Annotated in this window: 10 protein-coding genes; 6 read left to right on the top strand and 4 right to left on the bottom strand. The window is 65.4% G+C overall.

What is annotated here, in order from left to right; translation table 11 throughout:
* Positions 1–112: 112 nt before the first annotated feature.
* The 5 genes from C8C95_RS12340 (at position 113) to C8C95_RS12320 (ending at position 5,520) form a co-directional block, all read left to right on the top strand.
* Entirely contained in the window at positions 113–871 is a 759-nt protein-coding gene (locus tag C8C95_RS12340; protein ID WP_116748771.1) for a metallophosphoesterase family protein, read from the top strand.
* Position 872: 1 nt separating this feature from the next.
* Positions 873–2,312, top strand: a complete 1,440-nt coding sequence (locus C8C95_RS12335) for a bifunctional serine/threonine-protein kinase/universal stress protein (protein ID WP_116748770.1) — start codon at positions 873–875, stop codon at positions 2,310–2,312.
* Between the two features lie 97 nt (positions 2,313–2,409).
* Positions 2,410–3,504 carry a DUF2855 family protein gene (locus C8C95_RS12330; protein ID WP_116748769.1) on the top strand — a complete coding sequence of 365 codons (1,095 nt, stop codon included), beginning with the start codon at positions 2,410–2,412 and terminating at the stop codon, positions 3,502–3,504.
* Positions 3,505–3,548: 44 nt separating this feature from the next.
* Positions 3,549–4,607 carry a serine/threonine protein kinase gene (locus C8C95_RS12325; RefSeq protein ID WP_116748768.1) on the top strand — a complete coding sequence of 353 codons (1,059 nt, stop codon included), beginning with the start codon at positions 3,549–3,551 and terminating at the stop codon, positions 4,605–4,607.
* A gap of 166 nt (positions 4,608–4,773) precedes the next feature.
* Positions 4,774–5,520: a response regulator transcription factor gene (locus C8C95_RS12320; RefSeq protein WP_116748767.1), complete on the top strand. Its 747-nt coding sequence runs from the start codon at positions 4,774–4,776 to the stop codon at positions 5,518–5,520.
* 26 nt (positions 5,521–5,546) lie between these two features.
* On the opposite strand, the gene C8C95_RS12315 is transcribed toward C8C95_RS12320, so the two are convergent.
* The 3 genes from C8C95_RS12315 to C8C95_RS12305 all read right to left on the bottom strand — a co-directional run bounded on the left by C8C95_RS12315 (position 5,547) and on the right by C8C95_RS12305 (position 10,347).
* The gene (locus C8C95_RS12315; protein WP_116748766.1) at positions 5,547–6,164 is read right to left on the bottom strand and encodes an exosortase H-associated membrane protein; all 618 of its coding nucleotides are present in this window, start codon (positions 6,162–6,164) and stop codon (positions 5,547–5,549) included.
* A gap of 26 nt (positions 6,165–6,190) precedes the next feature.
* On the bottom strand, positions 6,191–6,796 hold the full coding sequence (xrtH, locus tag C8C95_RS12310) for an exosortase H (RefSeq protein ID WP_108497111.1): 606 nt from the start codon (positions 6,794–6,796) through the stop codon (positions 6,191–6,193).
* Between the two features lie 158 nt (positions 6,797–6,954).
* Positions 6,955–10,347, bottom strand: a complete 3,393-nt coding sequence (locus tag C8C95_RS12305) for an IPTL-CTERM sorting domain-containing protein (protein ID WP_116748765.1) — start codon at positions 10,345–10,347, stop codon at positions 6,955–6,957.
* Positions 10,348–10,902: 555 nt separating this feature from the next.
* Between C8C95_RS12305 and C8C95_RS12300 the strand changes: the two genes are divergently transcribed.
* Positions 10,903–11,211 (top strand): hypothetical protein, encoded by a 309-nt coding sequence (locus C8C95_RS12300; RefSeq protein ID WP_116750265.1) that lies wholly within the window; start codon positions 10,903–10,905, stop codon positions 11,209–11,211.
* Positions 11,212–11,354: 143 nt separating this feature from the next.
* Here C8C95_RS12300 and htpG read toward each other — a convergent pair whose 3' ends face one another.
* A complete protein-coding gene (htpG, locus tag C8C95_RS12295; protein WP_116748764.1) occupies positions 11,355–13,328 on the bottom strand; it encodes a molecular chaperone HtpG in 1,974 nt (657 codons plus the stop codon).
* Positions 13,329–13,380 lie beyond the last annotated feature (52 nt).

Below are 13,380 nucleotides of genomic sequence, written 5' to 3'. Positions count from 1 at the left end.
GCGCTTGATCAACAAGCGCTGGCAGCTATTTTTGTTTTGAATCCACGCAGGTACTGCCGCCTGCAAGCTGGCGTTCAGCGACACCCGCGATGATGGGGTTGGAGACAACCCCATGAAAATCGCCCTGCTGTCCGACATCCATGCCAACCGCCAGGCCCTGGACGCCTGCCTGCAACACGCCCGCACACAGGGCGCCGAACAATTTGCGCTGCTGGGCGACCTGGTGGGGTACGGCGGCGAGCCCGTGGCCGTGGTGGAGCAGGTGCGCGACCTGGCCCATCAAGGTGCCCTGTGTGTGCTGGGCAACCATGACGCCATGGCCCTGGCCCCGCCTGCCAACCCACGCAACCGCAGCGAGCTGGGCGCACAGTGGACGCACGACCAGCTCGGCAACAGCCACATCGCCTTTTTGCAGTCGCTGCCGCTCACGGCGCGGCTGGGCAGCAGCGCCTTGCTGGTGCACGCCAGTGCCGACATGCCCGCGCAGTGGCGGTACGTGGAGGACTCCAACGCCGCCGAGCGCAGCATGACCGCAGCGCAAGGCATCGACCCCGCCATCCGCTATGTGTTCTGCGGCCATGTGCATGAGCAAGTGCTGTACTTCCTCACGCCCACGGCCAAGCTGATGCGCTTTGCGCCCGAGCCCGGCGTGCCCGTGCCCGTGCCAACGCACCGCCAGTGGCTGGGCATCGTGGGCTCGGTGGGCCAGCCGCGCGACGGCGATGCACGCGCCATGTACGCGCTGTTCGACGACACCGCCAAGCAGATCACGTTCTACCGCGTGCCCTACGACCACCTGGCCGCCGCCGCCGCCATCCGCGCGGCAGGACTGCCCGGCTTCTACGCCGATCGGCTCGAAAAAGGCCAGTGACATGAAACTGCTGGAGCCCGGGACCGAGATCGACGGCTTCCGCGTGGTGGACTGCATCCACGCGGGCGGCATGGCCCACATCTACGCCGTGGAATACGCGCAGGCCGACCGCAGCCCCGGCTTTGCCATGGCGATGAAGATCCCGCGCATGACGGCGGGCGACGGGGCCGAGAACATCGTGAGCTTCGAGGTCGAGCTGCAGATCCTGCCCGTGCTCAGCGGCCCGCATGTGCCGCGTTTTGTGGCGGCGGGCGACCTGGTGCGGCTGCCCTACCTGGTCATGGAATACATCCCCGGCCAGACACTGCAACACTGGCTGGACGAAGCGCCCGGGCGCTGCGATATCGCAACCATAGCCCGCCTGGGCGCCGCCACGGCCCACGCGGCGCACAGCCTGCACCAGCAGAACGTGTGCCACCTGGACCTCAAACCCGCCAACGTGCTCATCAAGGGCGATGGCACGGCCGTGCTGCTGGATTTTGGCCTCTCGTGCCACGCCCACTACCCCGACCTGCTGGCCGAGGAGATGCGCCAGGCCGTGGGCTCGCCCGCCTGGATCGCACCGGAGCAGGTGGTGGGCGTGAGGGGCGACCCGCGCAGCGATATCTTCGCCATCGGTGTGATGCTGTACGAGCTGGCCACTGGCGAGCTGCCCTTTGGCGCCCCCACCACCAGCGGCGGCATGCGCCAGCGCCTGTGGATGACGCCCGCGCCGCCACGCAAACACCGCGCCGACATCCCGACCTGGCTGCAGGAAGTCATCCTGCGCTGCCTGGAGCCCGAGGCCGCAAGCCGTTACCCCTCGGCCGCGCACCTGGCGTTTGACCTGTCCAACCCCGAGCAGGTACTCATCACCGAACGCGGCGAGCGCACCGAGCGCACGCCGCTGCGCACCCACCTGCGCCGCTGGCTGCGCGCAGCGGGCATGCACTACACACCCAGCCCCCTGCCCTCGCAGCAGATCGAGGACACGCCCATCCTCATGGTGGCCGTGCCCCATGCCGACGTGACGGACGCCACGCTGTATTCGCTGCGCCAGGCGGTGGCGCGCTCCCTGGGCATCCGCCCCGGCGCACGGCTGGCCTGCGTGACGGTGGTGTCGCCCGGCGCCAGCAGCACCAGCGACAGCGAGCGCAGCGAAACCACGCTGCACCGCCAGCACATGGCGCGCCTGCGCCAGTGGGCCCAAGGGCTGGACCTGACCGGCCATGCCGTGAGCTACCACGTGCTCGAAGCGGGCGACGTGGCCCAGGCGCTGGTGCGCTATGCGGCCAGCAACCACGTGAGCATGATGATCCTGGGCGCCGCCACCCACGGGCTGCAAACCCAGCGCTTTTTTGCCACGGTGCCCATGCGCGTGGCGCGCGATGCGCCCTGCACCGTCATCCTGGTCAAGCAGGCGCTGCCTTTCGAGCAACTGGCCCAGCCCACGGCGGACTGAGCCCGTCAGCATTCCGGCGCACCGCCACGCCGCACACCTGTCGCCCAGGCGGCGCGCGCCGCTTGAGCGCGGGCACGCTTTGGTTTAGCGTCGCGGCATGAGCACCACCACCCTTCTCGTGCGCCAGGACCAGCTGGCCACCACCCGCCTGTTGACCACCGACGACACCCCGCTGGCCGAGGGCCAGGTCCGCGTGCGGGTCGAGTCGTTTGCCCTCACGGCCAACAACATCACCTATGCCGCGCTGGGCGACATGCTGAACTACTGGCAGTTCTTCCCCACCGGCGAGGCCAGCTGGGGCATCGTGCCCGTGTGGGGCTTCGGCACCGTGGTGCAGTCGCTGCACCCGGCCGTGGCGGTGGGCGAGCGACTGTATGGCTACTGGCCCATGGCCAGCCAGGCCGTGCTGTCGCCCCAGCGTGTCAACCCCACGGGCTTCAGCGACGGCGCCCCGCACCGCGCGGGCCTGCATGCGGTCTACAACCACTACCTGCGCACCAGCACCGACGGGCTGTACCGCGCTGACAACGAGGACGTGCAGGCGCTGCTGCGGCCGCTGTTCATCACCTCGTGGCTCATCGACGACTTTCTGGCCGACCAGCAGTTCTTTGGCGCCAAGCGCATGCTGCTGTCCAGCGCGTCGAGCAAAACCGCCTACGGCACCGCCTTCCAGCTTGCGCAGCGCGAGGGCATCGAGGTCATTGGCCTCACATCGCCCGGCAACGTGGCGTTTTGCGAGAGCCTCGGCTGCTACCACCGCGTGGTCACCTACGACGCACTGGACACCCTCGACGGCACCACGCCCAGCGTCTACATCGACTTTGCGGGCAGCGTGGGCCTGCGCCAGCGCATCCACGCCCACTTCACGGGCCTGGCCTACAGCTGCTCGGTGGGTGCGAGCCATGTGGGCGATCTGGGCGGCGCCGGCCAGTTGCCCGGCCCGCGCCCAGTGATGTTCTTTGCCCCCGCTCAGGTCAAGAAGCGCCATACCGACTGGGGCGCCCAGGGCCTGAACGACCGCCTGGTGGCAGCCTGGAACCAGTTCAGCACCGCAGTATCGTCGGGGCCGCAGCCCTGGCTGGTGGTGCAGCACCACGCGGGGCCCCAGGCCACGCAGGCCTTGTTTGCCACCGTGTTGGCAGGCAGCGGCGACCCGCGAGCGGGGCATATCGCGACGATGCTGCCCGGCTGAAACGCTATGCGCGGCCGGCGAGGGCGCGGCGGCGACAATGGGGCATGACCCCATTGCCCCCCGATACCGCTGCCAACGCCTCGAACGACCAACACCCCTACGCCCGCCTCACCCCCGACCAGGTGCTGGACGCGCTGGCCAGTGTGGGCCTCTATGGCGACGGCCGCCTCATGGCCCTGTCGTCCTACGAAAACCGGGTGTACCAGGCCACGCTGGAAGACGGCCAGCGCGTGGTGGCCAAGTTCTACCGCCCCGGCCGCTGGAGCGAGGCGCAGATCCTCGAAGAACACGCCTTTGCCGCCGAGCTGATGGCCGCCGAGGTGCCCGCCGTGGGCCCGCTGGTGCTGAACGGCGCCACCCTGCACCAGCACGATGGCTTTGCCTTTTCCGTCAGCCCCTGGCGCGGCGGACGCCAGCCCGAGCTGGACGACTTCGAGGTGCTGGAATGGATCGGCCGCTTTCTGGCCCGCATCCACACCGTGGGCGCCGCCCAGCCCTTTGCCCACCGGCCCACGCTGGACCTGGCCACCTTTGGCACCGCATCGCGCGACTGGCTGTTGATGAACGAGATCATTCCGCTCGACATGCAAGCCGCCTGGAAGACACAGTGCGACAAAGCTCTTGATTTGATAGCTACCAGCGCATATTCCACTAGCGCTACAGGCACATTTAGCTTGAATAATGCCACCCAGATCCGCCTGCACGGCGACTGCCACCCCGGCAACATCCTCTGGACCCCGCTGGATGAATGGGGCCGGGGCGGCCCGCACTTTGTGGACCTGGACGACGCGCGCATGGGCCCGGCCGTGCAGGATTTGTGGATGCTGCTGTCGGGCGACCGGCGCCAGCGCACCCACCAGCTCGGTGCGTTGATCGACGGCTACGAACAGTTCCGCAGCTTCGACCGCCGCGAGCTGGCACTCATCGAACCGCTGCGCACCTTGCGCCTGATCCACTACAGCGCCTGGCTCGCGCGCCGCTGGCAAGACCCGATCTTCCCGGTGAACTTTCCCTGGTTTGGCACCAGCGACTACTGGCGCGGGCAGGTGGACATGCTGATCGAGCAGATCGAGGCGATGGAGGAAGAACCGCTGGTGGCCTGACAAGGCGGATCGGGCGGGGACAGGCCCCACCAGCGCAGACCCGGCCATTGCAAACGATTGTCAACCCGCGCGCACGGCGGGCAGATGTGGGGCAACATCAAAGCGCTCCCCAATTGGGGGTGTTTTGTTGATCCCAACGGGGTGCCAACCCCCAGAGCCCATCCCCATGCGCATCGCAGTCCTTGACGACGACCCGCTCCTGCTGGAGCAGATCAAGGGCACCCTGGAATGCCACCAGCACGTGTGCCACACCTTTGCCGACGGCACCAGCCTGCTGCAGGCGCTGCGCAACGACACCTTCGACCTGCTGATCGTGGACTGGCACCTGCCCGACATGGAGGGCACCGACGTGGTACAGACCGTGCGCAACACCCACGGCATGCAGCCGCCCATCCTGTTCATCACCCGCCGCAGCGATGAACGCGACGTGGTCGAGGCTCTGTCGCGGGGTGCCGACGACTTCATGAGCAAGCCCCTGCGCATGGGGGAACTGGTGGCCCGCATCACAGCGCTGCTGCGCCGCGCCTACCCCGAAAGCATGGGCGCCCGCATGACCTTCGGCGCCTACTGTTTTGACGCCGACAAGCGCTCTCTGAGCGTGCACGGCCAGCCCATCGAACTCAAGCACCGCGAGTACGAACTGGCCCTGTTCATGTTCCGTAACGCCGGGCGCCTGCTGTCCCGCACCCACCTGCGCGAAGCCGTCTGGGGCGACAGCGCCGAAACCCCCTCGCGCTCGCTCGACACCCACATGTCACGCCTGCGCACGAAGCTGGAGCTGACCGAGAACAACGGCTACACGATCTCAGCGATTTATGGGATGGGGTACCGGCTGGATCCTGTGGGCGCACCAGCCCTCCACCGCGCCCCTGGGCAGCAACGCGCCGCGACCACCGAAACACTTTCAGGGTAGTGGCCGGCAGTGCCCGTCGGCCAGGCTCAAGGCGAGGACGCGGCAGACGGCAGCGAATCGCGCCAGCTGCGGATCAGTACATCGTTCACAAATTGGCGGTCCATCCACAGCCACAGCAGGATAGGCACCAGCGTAGGCAGCACCAGAGAGCCCAGCTGGTAGCCATACACAATGGCCTCCATTTGCCACTGAGATACCCTGAGCAGACGGATGTCTGCCTGGGCGGCCAACACCATTTGCATCAGGGCGCTCATCGTCAGACTGAATGCCTGGACCGGTAGCAGCAGGACATACCCTGCAGCCGCACGGCCCAGGCGCCCCCGGCCTCGGGCCGCCAGCAGCAGCGCAATGAAGATCGGCAGCCCGTAGGCGTAGCGTGCTGTGCTGACATCGATGGTGATCTCCCCGCGTCGCCCGCCCGCGTCGGGAACAGGCACGGAGATCGCGGTATCCACCTCCATGGTGCCCGGCGACAGATGCACCTGCCGCACCCACATCGGCGCACTCTGCTCCAGCGCCATGTGCGAAAGCACCCCCACGGGGTAGGAAGTCCATGCGGACACCTGCGACCACACAGTCGTCAGGGCCACGATCCACCCGAAGGCAGACAGCATGAAGATCGTCAAGGGAGAGAGTCGGCGCATGGGCAGTCCGTTCCTTCGCTTTCGGCTCATCGCACGGGCGGCGACAGGTCCAGAGACGCGCTCACCAGCGGGTCGGCAGGCTTTGGAGAGACTGCGGAGTACGCCGGGGGCGCAGGTGGATCTTCAGGCGGCGATGGAGGCCCGGACGCTTCCTGCGACTTGCTGCCTGCGCGCACCCAGAGCAGCCAGACAACCAGCACGTCCAGCATGATGAGTGCCTGCCACAGGTACTCGTGCGCAAAGTTGAACACTTGCGTGTTCCACTGCCCGAGGTAGAAAAGACTGATCACCCGCACCACGTTGAGCCCTTGCACCGCCAGAAAGCCGACCAAAAGGCCCACCAGCTTGTGGCGCCAGGACGAGGGGAACGCCATCACGGCAGCAAACAGCACGATGCAGGCTTCGATGCCGTTGCATCCGGGCTCGATCGAAACACCAAAGCCGGTCGCGGTGTTCCAAAGCACCTTGCCCGCCGCCGCAGCGGTTTCGTCAAACAGCATGACCAACGCCACGCAGGCGCGCGCCAGCAACTCCGTCCACGGAAGAACCACATGCTGCTGTACCACGCCCAGCATGTTGATGCCAAAAAGGGAAAGCTGAAGCAGTACAAAGGTCAGAAAAAAACGCAGCATGGAACTCTTGGACAACAAAGCTGCCTGCAAAGATTCAGGCGAAGCTTCCATTATCGACAAACAAAAAAGCGGCCAGCACGCCTTGGTGCGTGCTGGCCGACACCAGCCGGAGCGCTTCGCAGATGTGCGAAGCGCCGAGGGGGACTACTGCGAAGCGGTCAGCGACGACGCCCCCGTGCCGCCCGCCCCCAAGCCATCAGGCCCAGCAGGGTGGACAGGATGATCAGCCCCCACTCCGACAAGGTTGGAATGCTGCTGGTCCCGCTGGGCGGCACCGACACCGTGGTGGTGGTGGTGCTGGAGTTGTTGCCAGGATTGGTGTCACCCGGCGCATCCAGCGTGGCTGTGTTGACCAGCGGACGTGCGCCGGTATAGGGCGATGCCAGCGCTGTCACCAGCGTGAAGGTCCGCGAAGCCCCCACTGCCAGGGGCCCGATCGCGCACCGCACTGTGCCTGCCGCATTCACGCAGCCAACGGCCGAGACAAAGCCCACCCCCGCAGGCAGCACATCCACCACTTGTGCGCCATCGCTGGCCAGAGGGCCGTTGTTGGTGACCGTCAGTGTGTAGTTGAGCGATGCGCCAGGCGCCAAAGGCCCCGCAGGTGCTGACTTGACCAGGGCCAGATCGGTCGCCACGGTAAAGCGGCGCGCAGTGGTGTCATGCGTGACCACGTTGTTGGCCAGGGTGGTTTCCGTCTCGTCCACGGTCACGCTGGCCCGGTTGAAGGCCGTGCCGCTGGTGGCACCCGCCACCGAGAGCGTCTCCGCACGCATGGCATAGGTCACCGTTGCCGTCTGGCCACTGTTAAGGCCTGGGAAAACGCAGCGCAGCGTGCCACTGGTAGCGCCCACGGTCGGCTCGGTACACACGCCCCCCGCATTTACGGTCAACGCACCTTGGTAGCTGAACGTCGCGGTCGGCGCCGAGCCTGGGGCCGGGAAGATGTCCGTCATCACCACATTGGTCCCATAGGAAGGTCCGCTGTTGTTGATGGTGATGGTGTAGGTGGTCGGTTGCCCCAGGTCCACCGGGTCGGCGCTGTCCACCTTGTTCACCAGGATATCGAGCTGTGCGGCCGTGACGGGTGTCGTGGTCGTTGCGCTGTTGTTGCTCGTGTTGGACTCGGCAGTGGCAGTGGTTGCAGCGATGCTGTTGACGACGTTGCTCCCCGCAGCGTTGCCCAGGGGCCGCATGCGATAGGTGGCCGTCTGCTGCGAGCCCGCCGTGATGCTCGTCCAGGTGCAGGTGAGGGTTCCTCCGACGGTGCCCGCCGTGATCGGCAAGCAGGTTCCACCGCCGCTGACGGTGACCAGCTCGATGAAGGCGGCGTTGGAGGGCAAGGTGTCCACCATCTGCACCGTTTGCGCGGTGGACGGCCCGGTGTTTCCGATCGTCGCCACGAAGGTGATCGGTGCTCCGGCAGCCACGGAGGCGGGGGTCGCGGTCTTGGCAGCCGTGACATCCACCAGGGCCGTGACTTGGCTGGTCACGCTGCCGCTGTTGTTGGATTGATCAGGATCGCCCACATCGGTGGACCGCACGGTGGCCGTGTTCGTGCGATTTCCGGTAGCTGCGATATTGGGACGTACCACCAGGGTCACCGTCGCTTGTGCACCTGCTGCCAAGGAGCCCAGGGAACAGCTCAGGTTCTGCGAAGTCCCGTTGGTCACCCCGTTGGGCGTGCAAGAGCCCTGCGAGGCTATGGCCGACTGAAAGCCCCCCGTATTGACCAGGCTGGCCAACGTGTCCGACACCACCACGTTGGTGGCCGTTGCAGGGCCCAGGTTCTCCACGGTGATGACGTAGGTCAGGTTCTCGCCGGCCACCACGGTGGTGGGCGACGCCGTTTTAGACACCACCCGCAGATCGGCCTGCGTTGCGGTCGATGTGACGCCGACCCCCGCGCAGTTGTTGGCGGCATTGCCGTCCACCCGTACGCCTGCCCCCAGGGCCACGCAGGCGTTGTTGGTGGCCGTACCGGTGCCGGTCAGCATGGCAGAGACGGTGACCACAGGCGCGTCGGTGTTGGCCGACAACGCAGTGGAGCGAGAGCAGTTCCATGCACCAGGCCCTGCAAACGGCAAAGCATCACAGGTCCATCCAGTTGCGCTGACGAGGGTGTTGAGGGTGACCCCCGCCGGAACCTGGTCTGTGATGGTGATGGTCTGGCCCGCCGGGATGGCCAAGGGGCCGGTGTTGCGTGCTGTCAGTGTGTAGTTGAATGGCTGGTTGGGCACCACCGGGTTGATGCTGGCCGTCTTGGTCAACCGCATGTCTGCGTCGTTGCTGGACGTGACATTGGCCGTGGCGCTGTTGTTGCCAGGCACAGGGTCGGGCAGCGCGGTGCTGACACCCGCCGTGTTGCTCAACACCCCGGTGTTGTCCGCCGTGGCTGTCACGGTAATCGCGGGCATGTTGCTGAAGTTGGCGCCCGTGTACTCTGACCGGGTGCAGGTGATGGTGGCATCACATGTCCATCCGGAGCCCGTCGCAGAAACAAAGGTCAACCCCGCCCCCAAGGTGTCGGTCACCGTGACGACCTGCCCCACCAGCGACACGCCGCCATTGAGGCGGGGCGTCAGCGTATACACCACGTTGGTACCCTGCGCCACGTTGGAACTAGCGGCCGTTTTGGTGATCGACACATCCGCTCCAGCGTTGGAGGCCACATCCACGGTGACCGTGTTGTTGGTCAGATCCCCATCTGGCATGGCCGCGCTGTCTGGCTTGCGGCCAGCCACGGCAAATGCGGCAGTCACGGTGCCGTTCACATTGGACACAGCAGGCACGGTCAACACCGAGGTGGTGGCACCATTCGCCAAGGTGCCCGAGCGGGTACAGCTCACGTTGCCACTGCTCAGCGGATAGCCGCTGGACGGCGTGCACGACCAACCACTGCCCGAGGGTGCTGCGGTGATCAAAGCCCCGGCAGGCACGGTGAAGCTAATGCTCTGGCTGCCATCTGCAGCGTCCGGCCCCTGGTTGGTAGCCTGCAATGCGTAGCTGTAAGCTTGGCCTGCATTCACGCTGGCAACAGACGGAACTGCAGACACCGAAAGGTCAGCCGCTTGCGTGGCCGTTGTGGCCTGGATGCTGTTGACGTTATTGCTGGCGTTGGGGTCTGCAGTGGTGCTGCCCGCCGTGGCGGTGTTGGTCCACACCCCAGCCGAAGGCAAGCGCACGCGCACCGTCACCGTTTGATTGGCATTGAACGGAATGTCGCCCAAGGCGCAACTGACCGTGCCGCCAGCCTGGTTGCAGGTGCCTGCGGTCGTGTTCACATCAATGAAGACGGAACCTGCAGGCAAGGTGTCTGTCAACGTGACACCCACCGCCCCATTGGGTCCGTTGTTGTCGATGCGCAGCGTGTACGTGAAGATGCCGCCAGCTGGGCCCGGGTCCGGAGAGTCTGCGTGGTTCACCACCAGGTCCGCAGACTGCGCCAAGGCAGCGCCCGCGACCAATCCATTCGCCAGCAACAGCCAGCCAAACCGGCGCAAGGCGCGGGACGCCCGGCGGAATTTCTCCACCCAGCGTTGACGGTGCATGCCCTGCCCGGGCGGCGTAGTACTGTCAAATTCCTGTATCTGTCTACTGGGCGATGCGCGCCCACAAAGAGGCGCGACAACGGATTGAACATAGTTGGTCCTGAAGTGATGAACAGCTCAAGTTTTTGGCCACGCCGCAACCTCACCAGCCCCTTTTCGGGTTGGTAAAAATCGGTGTGAGGGGAGACCGCGAAGACGCCCAGCCTTGGTGGCTGAAGCAGCGCTCGAATCTATCCACGAAACAGGCGCATTGCTGCGGGGCAACAATCGTTGACCATTGCGTGACGCAATGCGTATCGTTCGCACCACTCGCGTGCAGTGCTGTGGTGTTCAATTCGGCGGGAGAAGGCGCGGCCCTTGGTTTCCTCGGTCTGTGCAGGCCATCAGGGCTTCAGTGATTCACGCGTTGGATCGCAGAACATTCCGCGCACGCCAACGCAGTGATCTCCACTGCGGACGACAGCGTTGTGCGGCGTCATGCAAGGCCCGTGAGGCTTGAGCAAAGCCAACACGGTGGGTATGCTGCACCCTATCAACACGCTAACCCCCCCGCCCATGAAGGACTGGATACGCAACGTTTTGTCGATCCGACAGGCACGCCGCCCCGCGCCGGTGGGGCAGGTGCCTGCGGTCGGCACGGACATCCAACGGGAGGCGCTAAAGATGACGGTCACCCACCGGATTTCGGGAGAGTTGTGGGACTGGCTAGTGCTCTCCGGCTGGCGCAATCTACCGGTGGCAACCGACCGGCGTCGCGGCATGCGGCTACCCGATGAGGCCCTCAAGACTTTGATGGATGCAGCCCCACAAGAGCGCAACCAGGTGCATGCGCGGCTGCTAGAGCTGGCTCAGCCGCCGGAGTGAGCTGGCCCCGCAGCGGCCAAAGAAAAACCCCGGGTGCTGCCCAGCCCCGGGGTTTCACTTTGAATGGTTTCACCGCCCCTATTCAAGCACAGTGAAAGCAGATCTCGCCCCGGGGGCGCACCCGCCCACCACCTGGAAGAACCTCAGGCCAGCAGCGCGTTCACACGCTTCACATAGGCCGCGGGGTCTTCTGGCAAGCCGCCTTCGGCCAGCAGGGCCTGGTCGAACAGGATGTGCGCCAGGTCATGAAAGTGCACGCTGCCGTCGAGCTTCTTGACCAGCGCGTGCTCGGCATTCACCTCCAGCACGGGCTTGGTCTCGGGCGCCTGCTGGCCGGCCTGCTTGAGCATGCGCGCCAGCTGGGTGCTCATGCCGTCGTCCTGCACCACCAGGCAGGCGGGTGAATCGACGAGGCGGGTGGTCACGCGCACGTCTTCGGCCTTGTCCTTCAGGGCTTCCTTGAGCTTGGCGAGCACGGGCTTGAACGCCTCGGCAGCCTCTTCAGCGGCCTTCTTCTCGGCCTCGTCCTGCAGCTTGCCCAGGTCCACGGCGCCCTTGGCCACGCTTTGCAGCGGGGTGCCGTCAAACTCGTGCAGGTAGTTCAGTGCCCACTCGTCCACGCGGTCGGTCATCAGCAGGACCTCGATGCCCTTTTTCTTGAAGACTTCGAGCTGTGGACTGTTCTTGGCAGCAGCCAGGGTGTCGGCGGTGATGTAGTAAATCGCCTCCTGGCCTTCCTTCATGCGGGCCTTGTAATCGGCAAAACCGACCGTCACGGCGTCGCTGGTGGTGGATGCAAAACGCAGCAGCTTGGCCAAGCGCTCGCGGTTGCCAAAGTCTTCACCCAGGCCTTCCTTCAGCACGGCGCCAAACTCGGCGTAGAACGCGGTGTACTTGCCTTCCTTGGCCTTGTCGTCGGCATCCACCACGTCGGTCACGCCGTCGGCGCCCGCTGAGGCGTCGTGCTTGTCGTGCTTGGCCAGGTCTTCCAGCATCGAGAGCACGCGCTTGGTCGAGCCTTCGCGGATGGACCGCACGTCACGGCTTTCCTGCAGCAGCTCGCGGCTCACGTTCAGCGGCAGGTCGGCCGAGTCGATCACGCCCTTGACGAAGCGCAGGTAGGTGGGCATCAGCGCCTCGGCGTCGTCCATGATGAAGACGCGCTTGACATACAGCTTCACGCCCGCCTTCTTGTCGCGGTTCCACAAATCGAACGGCGCCTTGGCAGGGATGTACAGCAGCTGCGTGTACTCGGTGTTGCCTTCCACGCGGTTGTGCGCCCAGGTCAGCGGGGCCTCGTGGTCGTGGCTGATGGTTTTGTAGAAGTCGGCGTACTGCTCTTCGGTGATGTCCTTCTTGGGGCGCGTCCACAGGGCGCTGGCCTTGTTGATGGTTTCCCACTCGCCGGTCTTGACCATGCCGCCAGGCTGGCGGCCGCCGTTTTCGTCCGATGGGTTGATCAGCTCGCCGTCTTTCCACTCTTCCTTTTCCATCAGGATGGGCAGGCTGATGTGGTCGGAGTATTTGGCGATGACCTGCTTGAGCTTCCAGGCGTTGAGGTATTCCTCGGCGTCGTCGCGCAGGTGCAGGATGATGCTGGTGCCGCGCTGGGCGCGGGTGATGGTTTCCACCTCGAAGTCGCCCGTGCCGCCGCTGATCCAGCGCACGCCTTCGTCGGCCTTGAGGCCCGCACGGCGCGATTCCACTGTGATCTTGTCAGCCACGATGAAGCCGGAGTAGAAACCCACGCCGAACTGGCCAATGAGCTGAGCGTCTTGCTTCTGGTCGCCCGAGAGCTTGCCCATGAAGTCCTTGGTGCCGCTCTTGGCAATCGTGCCCAGGTGGTCGATGGCCTCCTGCTGGCTCATACCAATGCCGTTGTCGGTGATGGTCAGCGTCTTGGCGGCCTTGTCGAAGGTCACGCGTACTTCAAGGTTGGGCGCGTCTTCGTACAGGGCGGGCTTGTCCAGCGCCTCAAAACGCAGCTTGTCGCAGGCGTCCGACGCGTTGGAGATCAGCTCGCGCAGGAAGATTTCCTGGTTGGAATACAGCGAATGGGTAACCAGGTGCAGCAGCTGGGCCACTTCGGCCTGGAACGACAGGGTTTGCTTGCTCATGGAGGGGTTCTCTCTATGGAAATCAGTCTGAACGAATACGAATGGGATCGGC

Source organism: Acidovorax sp. 99, assembly GCF_003096455.1.
Classification (GTDB): Bacteria; Pseudomonadota; Gammaproteobacteria; order Burkholderiales; family Burkholderiaceae_C; genus Acidovorax; species Acidovorax delafieldii.
Note: the sequence above shows the minus strand (reverse complement) of the source record. Positions and strands in the feature narration are given on the sequence as shown.

Bases quoted from the DNA above. Each gene is read 5' to 3' on its own strand.
- C8C95_RS12340 (WP_116748771.1), top strand. From the start codon at position 113: ATGAAAATCGCCCTGCTGTCCGACATCCATGCCAACCGCCAGGCCCTG.
- C8C95_RS12335 (WP_116748770.1), top strand. From the start codon at position 873: ATGAAACTGCTGGAGCCCGGGACCGAGATCGACGGCTTCCGCGTGGTG.
- C8C95_RS12330 (WP_116748769.1), top strand. From the start codon at position 2,410: ATGAGCACCACCACCCTTCTCGTGCGCCAGGACCAGCTGGCCACCACC.
- C8C95_RS12325 (WP_116748768.1), top strand. From the start codon at position 3,549: ATGACCCCATTGCCCCCCGATACCGCTGCCAACGCCTCGAACGACCAA.
- C8C95_RS12320 (WP_116748767.1), top strand. From the start codon at position 4,774: ATGCGCATCGCAGTCCTTGACGACGACCCGCTCCTGCTGGAGCAGATC.
- C8C95_RS12315 (WP_116748766.1), bottom strand. From the start codon at position 6,164: ATGCGCCGACTCTCTCCCTTGACGATCTTCATGCTGTCTGCCTTCGGG.
- xrtH (WP_108497111.1), bottom strand. From the start codon at position 6,796: ATGCTGCGTTTTTTTCTGACCTTTGTACTGCTTCAGCTTTCCCTTTTT.
- C8C95_RS12305 (WP_116748765.1), bottom strand. From the start codon at position 10,347: ATGCACCGTCAACGCTGGGTGGAGAAATTCCGCCGGGCGTCCCGCGCC.
- C8C95_RS12300 (WP_116750265.1), top strand. From the start codon at position 10,903: ATGAAGGACTGGATACGCAACGTTTTGTCGATCCGACAGGCACGCCGC.
- htpG (WP_116748764.1), bottom strand. From the start codon at position 13,328: ATGAGCAAGCAAACCCTGTCGTTCCAGGCCGAAGTGGCCCAGCTGCTG.